General features: G+C 72.5%; 14 protein-coding genes. 3 read left to right on the forward strand and 11 right to left on the reverse strand.

Annotated elements, in window-relative coordinates:
• Positions 1-18: 18 nt before the first annotated feature.
• Positions 19-1,413 carry a diaminobutyrate--2-oxoglutarate transaminase family protein gene (locus ACH4KB_RS13020; RefSeq protein WP_398066016.1) on the reverse strand — a complete coding sequence of 465 codons (1,395 nt, stop codon included), beginning with the start codon at positions 1,411-1,413 and terminating at the stop codon, positions 19-21.
• A 355-nt stretch (positions 1,414-1,768) separates the two neighbouring features.
• Here ACH4KB_RS13020 and ACH4KB_RS13025 point away from each other — a divergent pair, with 355 nt between their 5' ends.
• Positions 1,769-2,929 (forward strand): trypsin-like serine peptidase, encoded by a 1,161-nt coding sequence (locus ACH4KB_RS13025; RefSeq protein WP_398066017.1) that lies wholly within the window; start codon positions 1,769-1,771, stop codon positions 2,927-2,929.
• A gap of 546 nt (positions 2,930-3,475) precedes the next feature.
• On the opposite strand, the gene hflX is transcribed toward ACH4KB_RS13025, so the two are convergent.
• The 6 genes from hflX to miaA form a co-directional block, all read right to left on the reverse strand.
• Positions 3,476-4,996: a GTPase HflX gene (gene hflX / locus ACH4KB_RS13030; RefSeq protein WP_398066018.1), complete on the reverse strand. Its 1,521-nt coding sequence runs from the start codon at positions 4,994-4,996 to the stop codon at positions 3,476-3,478.
• Positions 4,997-5,127: 131 nt separating this feature from the next.
• Positions 5,128-6,573 carry a M1 family metallopeptidase gene (locus tag ACH4KB_RS13035; RefSeq protein ID WP_398066019.1) on the reverse strand — a complete coding sequence of 482 codons (1,446 nt, stop codon included), beginning with the start codon at positions 6,571-6,573 and terminating at the stop codon, positions 5,128-5,130.
• A gap of 261 nt (positions 6,574-6,834) precedes the next feature.
• Complete coding sequence (locus ACH4KB_RS13040) at positions 6,835-9,003, reverse strand: RelA/SpoT family protein (RefSeq protein ID WP_398066020.1); 2,169 nt, start codon at positions 9,001-9,003, stop codon at positions 6,835-6,837.
• A gap of 171 nt (positions 9,004-9,174) precedes the next feature.
• Positions 9,175-10,041, reverse strand: a complete 867-nt coding sequence (dapF, locus tag ACH4KB_RS13045) for a diaminopimelate epimerase (protein WP_398066021.1) — start codon at positions 10,039-10,041, stop codon at positions 9,175-9,177.
• A 134-nt stretch (positions 10,042-10,175) separates the two neighbouring features.
• Entirely contained in the window at positions 10,176-10,628 is a 453-nt protein-coding gene (locus ACH4KB_RS13050) for a hypothetical protein (RefSeq protein WP_398066073.1), read from the reverse strand.
• 107 nt (positions 10,629-10,735) lie between these two features.
• Positions 10,736-11,674: a tRNA (adenosine(37)-N6)-dimethylallyltransferase MiaA gene (gene miaA, locus ACH4KB_RS13055; protein ID WP_398066022.1), complete on the reverse strand. Its 939-nt coding sequence runs from the start codon at positions 11,672-11,674 to the stop codon at positions 10,736-10,738.
• 211 nt (positions 11,675-11,885) lie between these two features.
• Here miaA and ACH4KB_RS13060 point away from each other — a divergent pair, with 211 nt between their 5' ends.
• Positions 11,886-12,200, forward strand: a complete 315-nt coding sequence (locus ACH4KB_RS13060) for an antitoxin (protein WP_266396556.1) — start codon at positions 11,886-11,888, stop codon at positions 12,198-12,200.
• A gap of 64 nt (positions 12,201-12,264) precedes the next feature.
• On the opposite strand, the gene ACH4KB_RS13065 is transcribed toward ACH4KB_RS13060, so the two are convergent.
• A complete protein-coding gene (locus tag ACH4KB_RS13065; RefSeq protein WP_398066023.1) occupies positions 12,265-12,984 on the reverse strand; it encodes a class III extradiol dioxygenase subunit B-like domain-containing protein in 720 nt (239 codons plus the stop codon).
• A 184-nt stretch (positions 12,985-13,168) separates the two neighbouring features.
• Positions 13,169-14,689, reverse strand: coding sequence for a tRNA (N6-isopentenyl adenosine(37)-C2)-methylthiotransferase MiaB (gene miaB, locus ACH4KB_RS13070; protein ID WP_398066024.1), 1,521 nt, complete (start codon positions 14,687-14,689; stop codon positions 13,169-13,171).
• Positions 14,690-14,846: 157 nt separating this feature from the next.
• On the opposite strand from miaB, the gene ACH4KB_RS13075 reads away from it, so the two are divergent.
• A complete protein-coding gene (locus ACH4KB_RS13075; RefSeq protein ID WP_398066025.1) occupies positions 14,847-15,848 on the forward strand; it encodes a TAXI family TRAP transporter solute-binding subunit in 1,002 nt (333 codons plus the stop codon).
• A 114-nt stretch (positions 15,849-15,962) separates the two neighbouring features.
• On the opposite strand, the gene ACH4KB_RS13080 is transcribed toward ACH4KB_RS13075, so the two are convergent.
• Entirely contained in the window at positions 15,963-17,357 is a 1,395-nt protein-coding gene (locus ACH4KB_RS13080; RefSeq protein ID WP_398066026.1) for a sensor histidine kinase, read from the reverse strand.
• 19 nt (positions 17,358-17,376) lie between these two features.
• Positions 17,377-18,069, reverse strand: a complete 693-nt coding sequence (locus ACH4KB_RS13085; protein WP_359622840.1) for a response regulator transcription factor — start codon at positions 18,067-18,069, stop codon at positions 17,377-17,379.
• Between the last annotated feature and the right edge of the window lie 61 nt (positions 18,070-18,130).

Below are 18,130 nucleotides of genomic sequence, written 5' to 3' on the forward strand. Positions count from 1 at the left end.
CTTGTGGGGATTCCGGGTTCAGGTGGTCGGCCCGGCGGTGGTCCGACGGTGCGGGGAGCGTGTCGCGGCTGCCAGCGCGTCGGCGAGACGGTCGACGACGGCACTGGCCTGCTCGTCGGTGAGGGTGAGGGGCGGCAGGAGGCGGACCACGGCGTCGTGGCGGCCGCCCAGTTCGACGATGAGGCCGCGCCGCAGACATTCCTGCTGGACGGCGAGGGCGAGCGCCGGGTCGGGCGGCGGGGCGGGGTGGTCGTCGCCCGCCTCGGCGGGCAGGGGCGCGCGCTCGGGATCCACCAGCTCCATGCCGATCATCAGTCCGCGCCCCCGTACGTCACCGATTCCCGGGTGATGTACCCGCAGCTCCCTCAGACGGGCGAGCATCCGGGCCCCCAGGACCGCAGCGCGGTCCGCCAGTTGGTTCTCCCTGACGTACGCGAGCGTGGCCGCGCCCGCCGCCATGGCGAGCTGGTTGCCACGAAACGTACCCGCGTGGGCACCTGGCTGCCAAAGATCCAGTTCAGCGCGGTAGACGATCACCGCGAGGGGCAGGGAGCCGCCGATCGCCTTGGAGAGGACCATGACGTCGGGCATGACGCCGCTGTGCTCGACGGCCCAGAAGGCGCCGGTCCTGCCGACCCCGGTCTGCACCTCGTCGGCGATGAGAGGGATGGAGCGGTCCTCGGTGATCGAGCGCATGCGGCGCAGCCAGGAGTCCGGGGCGGGGTTGACGCCGCCCTCGCCCTGGACCGGCTCCACGATCATTCCCGCGGGGGCCGGAACTCCGCCCTTGCGGTCGTCCAGCAGGTGTTCGGTCCAGCGGGCGGCGAGCGCCGCGCCGCGCTCGCCGCCGGTCCCGAACGGACAGCGGTAGTCCTGGGGGAAGGGCAGCCGGGTCACCCGTACGTCGGTGGCGCCGCCGGAGGCCTCCAGGGCCCCGGCGGTCATGCCGTGGTAGGCGCCGGTGAACGTCAGCAGGCCGGTGCGCCCGGTCGCGGCGCGGACCAGTTTGAACGCGGCCTCGACGGCGTCCGTACCGGCGGGGCCGCAGAACTGGATGCGGGCGTTGTCGGCGAACTCCCGCGGCAGGGTGGAGAACAGCTCGGTGGTGAAGGCGTCCTTGACCGGGGTGGCGAGGTCCAGCACATGGAGGGGCGCGCCGGAGTCGATGACCTTCCGGATGGCTTCGAGCACGACGGGGTGGTTGTGCCCGAGGGCCAGGGTGCCGGCGCCCGACAGACAGTCGAGGTAGCGGCGTCCGTCCGCGCCCTCGATGGTGAGCCCGCGGGCGCGCACCGGGACGATCGGCAGGGACCGCGCGTAGGTGCGCGCCGCCGATTCGCGCAGGGTCTGGCGACGGAGAATCCCCTCGTGCGCGGAGGGCGGCGCCACCGGTGCGGGTTCGGTCACGGACACGGCTCTTGATCCTCCTGCGGTAACAGTTGCGTTGCACGTCGGTACGTTTTCGCGTGGACGCACCCAGGGCGTGAACGCTGTCCTGGTGTCCCCCGTACGTACCAACGACGCCGTCCGCGATGGATCACGGGTGAATCGGAGCATCCTCGCGGCGACGGAACCGCGGACCTGCCGCGTACCGTCACCATCGGCACCGGCATAGTGGGGGCCGCACAGCGGCGCGGAAGTACCTGCTCCGGCGCCCGAAGTGTCCGCAATGCAGCACGAGTACCGAGTGACGAAGTCCCAGGGGGATCACGAGATGCGACCCATTCGCCCGACCGATACCGCACGGCGCGGGAGGCGCGCACGGCGCATGCCGTCCACCGCGCTCGCCGTCGCCGCCGTACTGGCGCTCACCGCCACGGCGTGCGGTCCGGAGGAGGACAACGCGGGCGGTACGCCCAGCGCCTCGGCCGACCAGTCGTCCGACGGCAAGGTCGCCATCCCGGACGACCTCAAGAACCGTCTCAAGGAGCACGGGATCGACCCCGACAAGTGGCGGGACGGGGAGTGGAAGAACTGGGACAAGGACAAGTGGCTGCGTGAGGCCAAGGACTTCGTCAACCCGATCATCGACGGCCTGTGGGACCCGGACCGGATGCGGGAGGCCGACAAGCCCCCGGAGAACCCGGTCGACAACGACATCTCGGGCGACGACGGCGTGACGGACCCGACGCCGGTTCCGGTCCGGGCCGCCGGAGTCCCGACGCCGTACCACGACAACGCCCCCGAGTCCGGGAAGCTGCTCTTCGACGGCCCGCAGGGCTCGATGGTCTGTTCCGCGACCGTGGTGAAGGACCCGGCGAACCCCGGCAAGTCCAACATGGTGTGGACCGCCGGGCACTGCGTGCACGCGGGCAAGAAGGGCGGTTGGTACCGCAACATCGCCTTCGTCCCGGCGTACAACAACGACGGTCTGTCACTGGCCGAGCTGGAGACCGCGCCCAAGGAGAAGATCGCTCCCTACGGTGTGTGGTGGGGCCAGTGGGCCCAGACCTCCGAGCAGTGGATCGCCGAGGGCGCGGCCGTCGGCGGCCAGGGCGCCCCGTACGACTTCGCGGTGCTGCATGTGACGCCCGAGAAGGGCGCGGGCGGCAAGTCGCTGGAGGAGACGGTCGGTTCGGCGCTGCCGGTCGAGTTCAACGCTCCCGCCGTGCCGGAGATCGACGCCATGACGGCCACGGGTTACCCGGCCGCGCCGCCGTTCGACGGTCAGAAGCTGCTCCAGTGCGAGGACAAGCCGGGCCGGCTCTCCGTCTTCCAGGACCAGCCCACGATGTACCGCGTCGGCTGCACGATGACCGGCGGTTCCTCCGGCGGCGGCTGGGTCGCGGCCGGGCAGGACGGCAAGCCCGCCCTGGTCTCGAACACCTCGATCGGCCCGGCCACCGCGGGCTGGCTGGCCGGGCCCCGGCTCGGCAAGGAGGCCGAGGGCATCTACCGCGCGGTGAGCGAGAAGTACGCGGGCCAGTAGGTCCCGGCTTCCGGCGACGAACCCGCGCACAGGATCACGGGATCACGAGGTCCCTCATAGCGTCCGCGGCCCCCGGTACGGCAGCAGCCGGCCGGGGGCCGCGGTCGATCTGGAGGAGGACGCCGCCAATCCGTCGGCCGGCGGCCCGGCGGCGGAGCAGGACCCCGCCGCCGGACTTCCCGGTGATCTGGGCGACGCCCTGGAGAAGCACGGGGTCGACCCGGAGAAGTGGAAGGACGGGGAGTGGAAGAACTGGGACGCGGACTGGGCCGCGTTCTCCGGCGAATGGATCTCCGGCGGCGGCTGGTTCGTCGCCGGACCGGACGGGAGGTCGACGCTGGTGTCCAACACCTCGATCGGCCCGGTCACTTCGGGCCGGCCGGCCCCCGGCTCGATGACGACGCCCGGCGCACCTTCACGAAGATGAGCGACAGGTTCGCCGGCCGATAGCCCCGGCCGCCGACCGTACGCCGAAAGGCCCGGCCCCCTCCCGGATCTCTCCGGAGGGGGCCGGGCCCTCGGCTTGTCGCGCGGTTACCGCGGCCGTCAGTGCGCGGCGGGGACGAAGGTCCCGAGCTCCGCGGCCAGCTCCTCGTGGACCTGGGCCTTGAGCAGGGTGCCCTCGGCGGTGTGCTCCTCGGAGAGCACCTCGCCCTCGGCGTGCACCCGGGAGACCAGAGCCCCCTGGATGTACGGCACGAGCACCTCGATCTCGACGGACGGCCGGGGCAGCTCGTCGTCGATGAGCGCGAGCAGCTCGTCGATTCCGGCACCGGTCCTGGCCGAGACCGTGATGGCGTGCTTCTCGTTGCGCAGCAGCCGCTGGAGGACCAGGGGGTCCGCCGCGTCAGCCTTGTTGATCACGACGATCTCGCGTACGTCCACCGCGCCGACGTCCCGGATCACCTCGCGCACCGCGGCGAGCTGCTCCTCCGGCACCGGGTGGGAGCCGTCCACCACGTGGAGGATGAGATCGGACTCGCCGACCTCCTCCATGGTGGAGCGGAACGCCTCGACCAGGTGGTGCGGCAGATGCCGGACGAACCCGACGGTGTCGGCCAGGGTGTAGATGCGGCCGCTGGGCGTCTCGGCCCGGCGGACGGTCGGGTCCAGGGTGGCGAACAGGGCGTTCTCCACCAGGACACCGGCCCCGGTCAGGCGGTTGAGCAGCGAGGACTTGCCGGCGTTGGTGTATCCGGCGATGGCGACGGAGGGCACCTTGTTGCGCTTGCGCTCCTGCCGCTTGATCTCGCGGCCGGTCTTCATCTCCGCGATCTCCCGGCGCATTTTCGCCATCTTCTCGCGGATCCGTCGCCGGTCCGTCTCGATCTTGGTCTCACCGGGACCACGGGTCGCCATGCCGCCACCGCCGCTGGAACCGCCGCCGCCCATCTGACGGGAGAGCGACTGACCCCAGCCGCGCAGGCGCGGCAGCATGTACTGCATCTGGGCCAACGAGACCTGCGCCTTGCCCTCGCGGGACTTGGCGTGCTGGGCGAAGATGTCGAGAATCAGGGCGGTCCGGTCGACCACCTTCACCTTGACGACGTCTTCCAGGTGGATCAGCTGGCCCGGGCTCAGCTCACCGTCACAGACGACGGTGTCGGCACCGGATTCGAGCACCATGTCCCGCAGTTCCAGCGCCTTGCCCGAGCCGATGTAGGTGGCCGGGTCGGGCTTGTCGCGCCGCTGGTACACCGCGTCCAGCACCTGTGCGCCCGCCGTCTCGGCGAGTGCGGCGAGCTCCGCGAGGGAGATCTCCGCGTCCCGCACCGTCCCCGAGGTCCAGACACCCACCAGCACCACGCGCTCCAGGCGCAGCTGGCGGTACTCGACCTCGGTGACGTCCTCGAGCTCCGTGGAGAGACCGGCCACGCGTCGCAGCGCGGCACGCTCGGAGCGGTCCAGCTGGTCGCCGTCCCGCGCTCCGTCGATCTCCTGGCTCCAGGCGACGTCCTCTTCCATCAGGGCGTCGGCCCGAAGGCTCTCGGTGAGGCTCTCGGTCGCGTTCTCCGTGGCGCTCTGCGCGTTCTGCGCGTCCTGGGGAAGGGAAGAAGAGGAGGTCATTGGATCCTTACGTCGATAGAAGTCTTTACGTCAGTCACAACGTGTGATCTTCCCGGATGATTCCCTGCCGGGAACTCCGGTGCGGTCCGCCGCGCCGACGCGTCGATAGTGGCACGGCTCCGTCGGCGCCGTCACGCGGGTTTCGCGCTGCTCCAGTCGGGGTGGCCCGGCATCGGCGGGGTCTTCGCGCCGTACAGCCAGCCGTGGAGGAACGGGGACAGGTCCCGTCCCGCGATGCGGGACGCCAGCCGGGTGAAGTCCGCGGTGGTCGCCGTGGAGTCCCGGTGCACCCGGACCCAGGTGCGCTCCAGCCGGTCGAAGGCGGCCTCGCCGATCTCCTGGCGCAGGGCGTAGAGCACCAGCGCGCTGCCGTCGTACATGACCGGCCGGAACAGGCTGAGCTTCTGCCCCGGGGCCGGGCCGACCGGATGCGCCGGAGGACCGCCGTCCGCCCGCCAGCCGTCGGAGAGCTTGTACGCCTCGCGCATCCGCCGCTCCAGGGCCCCGCCGCCGTTCTCCTCCGCGTACCGGGCCTCGTACCAACTGGCGTGTCCTTCGTTGAGCCACAGGTCGGACCAGCTCGCGGGCGAGACGCTGTCGCCGAACCACTGGTGGGCCAGCTCGTGGATCATCACCGATTCGACGTACCACTCCGGGTAGCCGGGCTCGGTGAAGAAGGACTTCCCGAAGAGCGACAGCGTCTGGGTCTCCAGGGCGAAGCCGATGGGGCTGTCGGCGACGAGCACCCCGTACGTCTCGAAGGGGTAGCGGCCGACCTGCTTCTCCATCCACTCCAGCTGGGCCGGGGTCTTCTTCAGCCAGGGCTCCAGCTTCTTCCGGTCGGCTGCCGGGACGACGTCGCGCACCGGCAGCCCGTGGGGGCCGGTGCGGTGCAGCACGGCGGAGCTGCCGATGGAGACCTGGGCCAGTTCGGTCGCCATGGGGTGCTCGGTGCGGTAGGCCCAGGTGGTCGTGGCCCCGCGCCGGGTCTTCCCCGCCGGCAGGCCGGCCGCGACCGCCGTCAGCTTCTCGGGGGCGGTGATCCGGAAGGTGAAGTACGCCTTGTCGGAGGGGTGGTCGTTGCTGGGGAAGACGCGGTGGGCGGCGTCGGCCTGGTTGGCCATGGCGAGGCCGTCGGCGGTACGGACCCAGCCGCCGTCGTCCCCGGATCCGCTCGGGTCGCTGGTGTGCCGGACGGTGATGTTCAGCGGTACGCCCGCGGGGAGGCGGCGGGGTGCCTGGACGACGAGGTCCTCGCGTCTGCTGCCGAAGTCGGCGGCCACTCCGTTGACCTCGACCCCGTGGACGGTGCCCCGGGCGAAGTCGAGGTTGATCCGGTCCAGCGGTGCGGTGGTGCGGGCCCTGATCTTGGTGACCGCGTCCAGGGGTTGGGTGTTGCTGCCGTGGTACGTGAAGGCGATGTCGTACGCGAGGACGTCGTATCCGGGGTTGCCGAGCTCGGGGAAGAGCCGGTCGCCGATGCCCAGGGGCTCGGGGGCGGGCAGGGTGGCGGCGACGAGGGTGGCCGAGGCGGTCGCCAGCAGGGCGGCGCGCAGGCGGCGGGAGAGGAGCGGCATGGACTACCGCTATCAGCGCATCGCCGCCCGGCCGGGGAGCCGCGCGCCGCGCCACTCGAACGAGAACGCGCCACCGGCGGGAGGAGCGGTCAGCCGGCCGCGAGGCACCGCCTCGGGCCGGGCCGCTTCCGGGCTCCGGACTTCCGGCTCCGGACTTCCGAGCCTCGGGGCTTCCGGGCTCCGGACTTCGGAGCTTCCGGACTTCGGGGCTTCCGGACTTCCGAGCCTCGGGGCTTCCGAGCCTGGGGCTTCCGGGGCGGCTCAGCCGGCCTGGGCCGGGTGCTGGGCGCGGCTGACGTCGTAGACCCCGGCGACCTCGCGCATGGCACGCATCAGGGCGGGAAGGCCCGCCGCGTCGGGGAGCTGGAGGGTGTAGGTGTGGCGGACGCGCTGCTCGCTGGGCGGTTCCACGGTGGCGGAGACGATCGCCGCCTCGGCGGTGGCGATGGCCTCGGTGAGGTCGGCGAGGAGCCGGGGGCGGCCGAAGGACTCGGCGACCAGGGTGACCCGGCAGCCCGCGTCGGATTCCCGGCCCTCCGCTTCGGCCCAGCGGGCCCCGACCGGGGCGCGGCCGATCTCCCGCATGGCGGCCGCGGCGGGGCACTCGCGGCGGTGCACGGTGACCGTGCCACCGCGGACGACGAAGCCGGTCAGCTCGTCGGGGGGCACCGGCGTACAGCAGCCGGCCAGGCGCACCGGCGCGTCCGGCCCGTCGACGACGACGCCGGTGGCGCGGGGGCCGGACCGGGAGCGCGCCGGCGCGGTGGCCTGGGTGTCGCGCTCCGGGGCGGCGGGCTCGGACGGGCCGGGTCCGCCCGCGTCCACGGACGTCATCGTCGAGGGGGTGGGCTTCGCCTCGTCGGGGTGGTCGGTGAGCCAGCCGGTGATCGCGATCCGGGCGGTGGGGGTGCGCGCGTGGTCGAGCCAGTCGGGGGAGGGACCGGAGGCGGTGTCCTGGGCGAGCAGCAACTGCACGGTGTCGCCGTCGCTGAGGACGGTGCTCAGGGTCGCGAGGCGGCCGTTGACCCGGGCCCCGATGGAGGTGTGCGCCCGGTCGCCGTACTGCGCGTAGGCGGCGTCGACGCAGCTGGCCCCGGCGGGCAGCCCGAGGGTGCCTCCGTCGGTGCGGAACACGGTGATCTCGCGGTCCTGGGCGAGGTCGTCGCGCAGGGTGGTCCAGAAGGTGTCGGAGTCGGTGGCGGACTCCTGCCAGTCCAGCAGCCGGGAGAGCCAGCCGGGCCGGGTCGGGTCGGCGCGCTCGTCGGACGGCTCGCTCTGCGGGGTGGCGGCGTGGTCCTGGGCGTAGGGGTTGCCCAGCGCGACGACGCCCGCCTCGGCGACCTTGTGCATCCGGTGCGTGCGGATGAGGACTTCGGCGACGGTGCCTTCGGGGCCGACGACCGCGGTGTGCAGTGACTGGTAGAGGTTGAACTTGGGGGCGGCGATGAAGTCCTTGAACTCGGAGATCACCGGGGTGAAGCAGGTGTGCAGTTCGCCGAGGACGGCGTAGCAGTCGGCGTCCTCCGTGACGAGGACGAGCAGCCGGCCGAAGTCGGTGCCGCGCAGTTCGCCGCGTTTCCCGCGGACCCGGTGTACGGAGACGAAGTGGCGTGGCCTGATGAGGACTTCGGCGGTGATGCCCGCGTCGCGCAGGGTGCCCCGTACGTTGTCGGCGATGGTGTCCAGGGGGGCGTCCGGGCCTGCCGCGGCGGCGATCAGGGCGCGGGTGTGCTCGTACTCCTCGGGGTGCAGGATCGCGAAGACCAGGTCCTCCAGCTCGGTCTTGAGCGCCTGCACGCCGAGCCGTTCGGCGAGGGGGATGAGGACGTCCCGGGTGACCTTGGCGATCCTGGCCTGCTTCTCGGGGCGCATCACGCCGAGGGTGCGCATGTTGTGCAGCCGGTCCGCGAGCTTGATCGACATGACCCGGACGTCGTTGCCGGTGGCGACGAGCATCTTGCGGAAGGTCTCCGGTTCGGCGGCGGCGCCGTAGTCGACCTTCTCCAGCTTCGTCACGCCGTCGACGAGATAGCAGACCTCGTCGCCGAACTGCTCGCGTACCTGGTCGAGCGTCACTTCCGTGTCCTCGACGGTGTCGTGGAGCAGGGAGGCGGTGAGGGTGGTGGTCTCGGCACCGAGTTCGGCGAGGATCAGGGTGACGGCCAGCGGATGCGTGATGTACGGCTCGCCGCTCTTGCGCATCTGGCCGCGGTGCGAGGACTCCGCGAGGACATAGGCCCGGCGCAGGATGGTCAGGTCGGCGTCGGGGTGGTGGGCGCGGTGCGCCTCGGCGACATGTCCGATGGCATCGGGCAGCCGGTCGCGGGAGACCGGGCCGCGCAGTGCCACCCGGCCCAGTCTGCGCAGATCGATCCGGGGGCGGCTCCGCCTGCGTAGGGGAGCGCCCGGATCGGCGGCCTCTGCACTCATGGGCACCTCCGACGACGTCGACCGGCGCTGGGGAGGAGCGGATGCCCCTCGGGACCGGTGCTTGATGCTATCGACCCCACCACGTGGCGCAGTCCGGCTCTCGCCCCGCGTGAAACGGATCACCCATTCGAGCGAAGCCCGGGCTGGTCATCGTTTCGAGCGAGCCATTCCTCAGGAGGTTTCGAGCCAGATCGGGTCGATGACGCCCTCGGCGACGATCACCGCGGGCCCGGTCATGTCGATACCGCCGTCGGGATGCTCGGTGATGACGAGGGTGCCGCCGGGGAGGTCCACCCGGTAGGCGGCGGGGAGGCCGGTCTTCGCGGGATCGACGCCGTCCCGGCGGGCGGTGGCGACGGCGACCGCGCAGGCGCCGGTGCCGCAGGAGCGGGTCTCGCCGGAGCCGCGCTCGTGGACCCGCATGCCGACGTGGCGCGGGCCCCGGTCGACGACGAACTCGACGTTGACGCCGTCGGGGTAGACGGCGCCGGGGCTGACGGGCGGGGCGGTGAACAGGTCGCCGGCGTGGTCGAGGTCGTCGACGAAGGCGACCGCGTGCGGGTTGCCCATGTTGACGTTTCGCGCGGGCCAGCTGCGGTCGCCGACGCTGACCGTCACGCTTTCCTCGGGCAGCAGGGCGCGTCCCATCGAGACCGTGATGTCGCCGTTCTTCGCGAGGTGCACGTGCTTGGGGCCGCCCCGGGTGGCGACGGTGAGGTCGCCCTCCTCGACGAGGCCGGCGCGCTGGAGGTAGTGGGCGAAGACCCGCACGCCGTTGCCGCACATCTCGGCGATCGAGCCGTCCGCGTTGCGGTAGTCCATGAACCACTCGGCCGCGTCCGCCATGGAGCGCGCCTCGGGGTGCGCGGCGGACCGCACGACGTGCAGCAGGCCGTCCCCGCCGATGCCGGCCCGGCGGTCGCAGAGCCGGGCGACGACGGCGGCGGGCAGCGTGAGGTCGTTGTCCGGGTCCGGGACGATCACGAAGTCGTTCTCGGTGCCGTGACCCTTGAGGAAGGCGATCTGCGAGGTGCTCACAGGCCAACTGTACGAGGCGGCGCCGACAACCCGCACAAGCGGCCCCGGCGGCCGGGCCCGCTACCGGCACAGGGCCCCGCCCGCCCGGGCCCATGCCCCGCGCGGGCGGCCCCGGCGCAGGGCGCGTCCTGCCGTCAGCGCAGTCGGTCCACGCGCCAGACGGCGAGCGCGACCAGTGCGGCTCCGGTCACCGCGTACAGCGCGATCACCCGCCAGTCGGGGCGGGCACCGGAGCCGCGGGAGGGCAGCCCCGGCCAGGTGTGCCCGACGCGGCGGGCGGCCATCATGCCCCACCCGGCCGCGCAGCAGCTGATCAGGAGTCCCAGCATGGCGACGATGGCGCCGCCGTCGCCGAACTCGAAGGCGAGGGGAAAGGCGAACATCAGCGAGCCGACCGCGGCCAGTATCACGATGGGGGCGAGCTGCCAGATCCGCAGCTTGCGGGTGGGCCGCAGCTCGACCTCGACCTCGGGGGCCACGTCCTGCTCGTCGGGCCCGTCAGGACTCAGCCGTCCCGCGGTCTCCCGCGGTGACGGCACGCCGTGCTCTGTGTCGCGCTGCTCCGTGTCGCGAGGGCCGGCCTCCATCGCCACGCGCCCTCCCAACTCGGACTCCACTGGTGGATCGATGCTCGATGATGGCACGATCACGGGTGCCGAATTGACGGGCGGAGCTTCCCGATGCCATCACGTGATCAGGCTGTGACCGCTCGTTCGACCAACGTCAGCGCCCGGTGCGGGAGTTCCCCCCGGTCACGGTGGCCGCCGCCGAGCCACACGACACGCGCGTCACGGCGGAACCAGGAGTCCTGGCGGCGGGCGAAGCGCTTGGTGGCGCGTACGGTCTCGGCCCGCGCGTCGTCCTCGGTGCACTCCCCCGCGAGCACCGCGAGGATCTGCTGGTAGCCGAGGGCCCGCGAGGCCGTGAGACCCTCACGCAGCCCGGACGCCTCCAGGGCGCGCACCTCGTCCACGAGCCCCGCCTCCCACATCCGGTCGACGCGAAGGGCGATGCGCTCGTCCAGTTCAGGGCGGTCCACGTCGACGCCGATCTGCACGGCGTCGTAGACCGGCTCCTCGCCGGGGAGGTTGGCGGTGAACGGCTTGCCGGTGATCTCGATGACTTCGAGGGCGCGGACGATGCGGCGGCCGTTTGTCGCCAGGATGGACCGTGCGGCCTCCGGGTCGGCGGCGGAGAGGCGTTCGTGCAGGGCGCCCGAGCCGCGCTCGGCCAGCTCCGCTTCGAGGCGGGCGCGCACCCCGGGGTCCGTGCCCGGGAACTCCAGGGCGTCGATGGCACCCTTCACGTACAGCCCGGAGCCACCGACGAGGATCGGGGTGCGCCCCTCGGCGAGCAGCCGGTCGATCTCCAGGCGGGCCAGTCGCTGGTACTCGGCGACGCTGGCGGTCTCGGTGACGTCCCAGATGTCCAGCAGCCGGTGCGGTACGCCGTCGCGCTCGGGGAGCGTCAGCTTCGCGGTGCCGATGTCCATGCCCCGGTAGAGCTGCATGGAATCGGCGTTGATCACCTCGCCGCCGAGCCGCTGGGCGAGAAAGACCCCCAGATCCGACTTTCCGGCTGCGGTGGGGCCTACGACGGTGATGACGCGGGGGGCGGAAGCGGGAGGGGTCACCCGGACAGTCTCCCAAATTTCCGGGCCCTCCCGACCACACCGGGTGCCCGTGGGGGCCCGGCCGTGCGCGGAGAGCGACGTCAGGGAAGCGCCGGGAAAGCGCAATGAGGCGTGTAAAAACGGCAAGACCGGACAAGTGACGGACAATGGGGGCGGGAGAACGCTCCCGCGAACGGTTCTCAACAGTCCTCACTGCACGGAAGGTGACCCAATGGGGTTCCTGGACAACCTGAAGGCCAAGCTGGGGCCGGCCAAGGACAAGGTCGGCGACCTCGCGCAGCAGCACGGGGGCAAGATCGAGCAGGGCCTCGACAAGGCCGCGCGCACGGTCGACCAGAAGACCAAGGGCAAATACAGCGACAAGATCGATTCGGGGACGCGCAAGGCCAAGGAGGCCGTGGACAAGCTGGGCAACAAGGACGGGGGCACCCCCGGCACGCCTGGTACTCCCGGTACGCCCGGCACCCCTGGTACGCCCGGGGGTACGCCCGGCAACACTCCTCCTCCGCCGCCGCCCGCTTCCTGAGCGCGGCGGCAGGGAACCGGTGGCGGGTACGAGGCCGAGCGCTCCGTACCCGCCGCCGGTCTGTTCAGGACCAGGCGGCCACGGTGTAGCCCACGCCGTACGGGGCGTCCTCGTACAGCAGCCGGCCGGTGAGCCCGGCGTCCCGCGCGGCACCGCCGAGCAGTTGCCAGGGGGCACGTCCGGCCGCCTTGAGTTCACGGGCGAGCGTCGCGTCGAGCGCGGCGAGGGCGTCGAGGTCCGCGGAGCCGAGCGCTTCGGTGGCGCGGGCGTCGAAGGCGGCTGCCCGCTCGTCGAGGTAGCCGGGGGCCTTGAGGGTGCGGCAGGCGCTGCCGTCGCCCATCACCAGGAGTGCGACCCGCTCGGCGCGTAGGGCGAGGGAGCGTCCGGCCTCGGCGCACTCCCGAGGGGCCTCGTTCTCCGCCACGGCGAGCCCCTCGGCGGGGGCGCCCGTCCATCGGGCCCGGCCCAGCAGCCAGGCGCCCACGGTGAGGGACTGCGGCAGCGGCCGGTCCGGGGCGGCGGCGTCCGGCGGTGCGACGCCGAGCGTCACGTCGAGGTCCACACCGACGCCCCGGAAGGACCCGCGCGCCCCTGCCGGGTGGGGCCCGGCGGACCGGTCGTCGCCCGGCCCCACGACGACGAGCAGGTCCGGGCGCGAGGCGGCGAGCACCCCCACGGCGTCGAGGCACGCGTCACGTGCGGCGTCGAGTTCGGGGGCGGCCCCGGCGGCGACCTCGGGCACCAGGAGCGGCGGACAGGGGCACACGGCGGCGGCGACAAGCATGCCGGTCAGCGTACTTGCCGTCAGCCGGGGGCCGGTCGGCCGCGCGCGACCGGTGTGCCGGGGCCGGCGTCAGTGCCCACGGGGCCCTTGTGCCGGGGCCGACGGGGGCCGACGGCTACTGCCCCCGAGCCTGCGTCCGGCTGCTGCCGCCGTCCCGGCCGGGACGGCTGAGCGGACCGGCCCGTCAGCCGATGCCGCAGGCCGGGGCCGCGGCGGCCGGGAGCGGGTCCGGGGCGCCGATGCCGGGGAGGCCGAGCATCACCCCGGCGGGCTTGGCGGCCGCCTCGGAGGTGCGCCTCTCCCACGCGTCGCCCGCGCGGGTGGACCGTACGGCGAGCGGTGTGCCCTCGGCGAGCAGGTGGTGCGGGGCGGCGTAGGTGATCTCGACGGTCACGACGTCACCGGGGCGCACGGCCTTCTCGGGCTGGGTGAAGTGGACCAGCCGGTTGTCGGGGGCGCGGCCGGAGAGGCGCCGGGTGGCTCCGTCCTTGCGGCCCTCGCCCTCCGCGACCATGACGTCCAGGGTGCGGCCGACCTGCTTCTTGTTCTCGTCCCAGGAGATCTGTTCCTGGAGGGCGGACAGGCGCATGTACCGCTCCTGGACGACCTCCTTGGGGATCTGGCCGTCCATGTCGGCGGCGGGGGTCCCGGGGCGCTTGGAGTACTGGAAGGTGAACGCGTTGGCGAACCGCGCCTCGCGGACGGCGTGCATCGTCTGCTCGAAGTCCTCCTCCGTCTCGCCGGGGAAGCCCACGATGATGTCGGTGGAGATGGCGGCGTCCGGCATCGCGGCGCGCACCTTCTCGATGATCCCCAGGAAGCGCTCCTGGCGGTAGGAGCGGCGCATCGCCTTCAGGATGCTGTCGGATCCGGACTGCATCGGCATGTGCAGCTGCGGCATCACGTTGGGCGTCTCGGCCATGGCGGCGATGACGTCGTCGGTGAAGTCGCGGGGGTGCGGCGAGGTGAAGCGGACGCGTTCCAGGCCCTCGATGGCGCCGCAGGCGCGCAGCAGCTTGGAGAAGGCCTCGCGGTCGCCGATGTCGGAGCCGTACGCGTTCACGTTCTGGCCGAGGAGGGTGATCTCGGAGACGCCCTCGGCGACCAGGGCCTCGATCTCGGCCAGGATGTCGCCGGTGCGGCGGTCCTTCTCCTTGCCGCGCAGCGCCGGGACGATGCAGAAGGTGCAGGTGTTGTTGCAGCCGACCGAGATGGAGACCCACGCGGCGTAGGCGGACTCGCGGCGGGTGGGGAGCGTGGAGGGGAAGGCCTCCAGGGACTCGGCGATCTCGATCTGTGCCTCCTCCTGGACGCGGGCGCGCTCCAGGAGGACCGGCAGCTTGCCGATGTTGTGGGTGCCGAAGACGACGTCGACCCAGGGGGCCCGCTTGACGATGGTGTCGCGGTCCTTCTGCGCGAGACAGCCGCCGACGGCGATCTGCATCCCGGGGCGCTTGGTCTTCATGGGCGCGAGGCGGCCGAGGTTTCCGTACAGCTTGTTGTCGGCGTTCTCCCGCACCGCGCAGGTGTTGAAGACGACGACGTCGGCGTCGCCGTCGGAGCCTTCGGGGGCCCGGACGTAACCGGCGCCCTCCAGGAGACCCGACAGCCGTTCGGAGTCGTGGACGTTCATCTGGCACCCGTAGGTGCGCACCTCGTAGCTCTTCTGGACGTCCACTGCTTCGCTCCGGTTGCCGCTGCTCATGGGACAAGGGTAGGCGGTTGCCGGGCGGCCCCCTCCCGTCCCCTTCCGGGTCCCCTTCCCCGGCCCCGCCCTTCCGCCGCCCGGCCCGGCCCGCTGTGGGCCGGGCCTCATGGGGAAGCCTGGTCAGGGGGGCGGTCGAGCTGGCAGGATCGCGCGCATGTTCCACGCTCTGTCCCGATTCGACCGCCGGCGCACCCTGCGGACGGGCGCCGTGCTCGCGGTCGTGCTCGGGCTGCTCGCGTGGTGGTTGCAGCCCGAGGGGGACGAGGGGGACCCGAGCGGGTCGCTCACCTTCTCCACCGGTGTGCCCAGCGGTGTGTACCAGCGGTACGGGGAACGACTGGAGGTCGCCCTCGCCAAGGACATGCCGGAGGTGTCCATACAGCTGCGGACCAGCGAGGGGTCGCAGCAGAACCTCGCCCGGGTGGCGACGGGCGAGGCGGACTTCACCATCGCCACCGCCGACGCGGTGGCCACCTATCTGCGCGACGGCAGGCCGGGGGCCCAGCGACTGCGCGGCTGTGTCCGGCTGTACGACGACTACGTGCAGTTGGTCGTCCCCCGCGACTCCGACGTGCGGACGGTCTCCGATCTGCGGGGCAAGCGGGTGGGCGTCGGCCAGGAGGGTTCCGGGGTGCGGCTGGTCGCGGACCGGCTGCTGACGGTGGCCGGGCTCGATCCGGCCGCCGACGTCACACCGGTGCCGGTGGGCATCGACACCATGCCCGTACGGCTGACCCAGGGCCGGCTCGACGCGTTCTTCTGGTCGGGCGGGCTGCCGACCGCGGCCGTGCAGGAGCTGTCGCGGCGCTTCGACATCCGGCTGGTGCCGCTGGAGGCCGAGCTGGTCGCGAAGCTCCAGTCGGCGACCGGTCCCACCCGCTTCTACCGGTCCGCCATGACGCCCGCCGACGTGTATCCCCAGGCCCAGCAGGGTCAGGCGGTGCCCACGGTCGCCGTCGCCAACCTGCTCGTCACGACCGACCGTACGGACGCGGCCATGACCGAGGCCTTCACCCGGACGGTGATCAACAGCCGGGACGGGATCGGCCGCGAGGTCCATGCGGCGCAGTTGGTGGATCTGCGGACGGCGATCTACACGGATCCACTGGACGTGCACGACGGGGCCAAGGCCTACTACCGCTCGGTGAAGCCGTGAAGCCGTGAAGCCGTGAACCCGTGAAGCCGTGGAGTCGTGAAGCGCCGCGAAGCCGTGAAGTCGTGAAGCCCCGTCGCCCCTGAAGGGCCGAGGGCGCCTCCCTCCCGCTCCCCATCAGCTCCCCGGCAGGTCGCGGGGGACCGAGACGGTCACCCGCAGGCCGTGCGGTTCGTGGTGCTCGTACGCGATCGAGCCGCCGCCCGCCGCGAGCAGCACCCGGGAGATGGAGAGGCCCAGGCCCGATCCACTGACGTTCTGGTGGCGGGTGCTGCGCCAGAAGCGGTCCCCGACCCGCTCCAGCTCCGCTTCGGTGAGGCCGGGGCCCCGGTCGGCGACCACGACGGTCGCCGCGCGGGCTCCGGCGGCGACGGTGACGGTGACGTCCTCTCCGGCGGGGGTGAACTTCAGGGCGTTGTCGACCACCGCGTCCAGGGCGCTGGAGAGCGCCACGGGGTCGGCCCAGGCGGTGGCCGCCGGGGCCCCGTCCAGGGTGAGGTGCACGCCTTCCCGCTCCGCCATCGGGCGCCAGGAGGCGACCCGCTCGGCGGCGAGCGGGACGATGTCGATCAGCTGGAGGTCCGCCTCGGCGTGCTCGGCCAGCGCGAGGTCCAGGAGGTCGTCGAGGACCCGGGCCAGCCGCTTCCCCTCGGTGCGCACGGCCGCGATCTCCTCGCTGTCCTCGGGCAGCTCCAGGGCGAGCAGCTCGATGCGCAGCAGCAGGGCGGCGAGCGGGTTGCGCAGTTGGTGCGAGGCGTCGGCGACGAAGGCGCGCTGCTGCTCCAGCACGTCCTCGACGTTGTCCGCCATCTCGTTGAAGGAACGGGCCAGGCGTCTGAGCTCCGGCGGCCCGGCGGAGGCGGCGACCCGGGAGCGCATCCGGCCGCCGGCGATGTCGTGGGTGGCCGCGTCCAGGGTCCGTACGGGCAGCAGGACCCAGCCGGTGAGCCGTACCGCCGCGCCGACCGCCACCAGCAGCGCCAGCGCCTCGCCGAGGCCGATGAACAGCCACGTCCGCAGGATCCGGGACCGCATCTCGCCGGTGGGCGAGTCGAGGACGACCACGGCGACCACATCGCCGTCGCGCACGACGGGTGAGGCGACGACGACGCGGCCGTCGCACCAGGGCCAGATCTGCGGGGGGTCGTGCGAGCGGCGGCCCAGCAGCGCCTCGTTGAAGGCCGTGCGCCCCTCGCCCTTGGCGGGCAGGGTCCAGTAGCCGGGGGCCTTGGCCAGGGCCCGGTAGTCCCGGAAGAAGACGCCGGCGCGGATGTCGTACACGGAGGCGTAGAGCTCCAGGTCGGTCTGGAGGGTGCGGCGCCGCTCCTCGCTGTCCGGGGAGGTGTCGGTGATGGACTGCGCCAGGGCGGCGAACCGTGCGGTGTCGTCGATGCGGTCGATCACCAGCCGCTGCTGCTCGGCGGCGGCCACGCTGATCGCGAGCGGGAAGCCGAGAGTGAGCAGCATGGCGGCCATCAGGACGATGAGCAGCGGGAGCAGACGGGAGCGCACCGGGAGACGTACCCGCCGGTTACGCGGACGGCGCGACGAGCCGGTAGCCGACGCCCCGCACGGTCTCGATCAGGGCGGGCAGCCGCAGCTTGGAGCGCAGGGAGGCGACGTGGACCTCCAGGGTGCGCCCGGTCCCCTCCCAGCTGGTGCGCCAGACCTCGCTGATGATCTGCTCGCGGCGGAAGACGACGCCGGGGCGCTGGGCGAGAAGGGCCAGCAGGTCGAACTCCTTGCGGGTGAGCTGGACTTCCGCGCCGTCGACGCTGACCCGGCGGGTCGGCAGCTCGATGGCGACCGGACCGAGGCGCAGGGCGGCGGCGGGGGTCGGCGCGGTGTCCTCGCCGCTGGTGGTGCGCCGGGCGACCGCGTGGATACGGGCGAGCAGCTCGCCGGTGTCGTACGGCTTGGTGACGTAGTCGTCGGCGCCGAGGTTGAGGCCGTGGATGCGTGAGCGCACATCGGCCCGGGCGGTGACCATGATCACGGGGGTCGCGGTGCGTTTGCGGATCTTCCCGCACACCTCGTAGCCGTCCTGGTCGGGCAGGCCGAGATCGAGGAGGATCACCCCGAAGGGCTCCTTCTCGGCGGGCAGCAGCGCGCGCAGGGCCTCCTCGCCGTTGCGGGCGTGCACGACCTGGAATCCGTGCCGGGCGAGCACGGCGGACAGGGCCGCCGCGACATGGTCGTCGTCCTCGACGAGCAGCAGTCTCATGGCCCTCCTCTCCGTTTCCCCGGGGGCCGTGCGGCTCCGGGGGTCTCCGTGCTCCCGCGGG

It is taken from the genome of Streptomyces sp. NPDC017520 (genome assembly GCF_044329855.1).
Classification (GTDB): domain Bacteria; phylum Actinomycetota; class Actinomycetes; order Streptomycetales; family Streptomycetaceae; genus Streptomyces.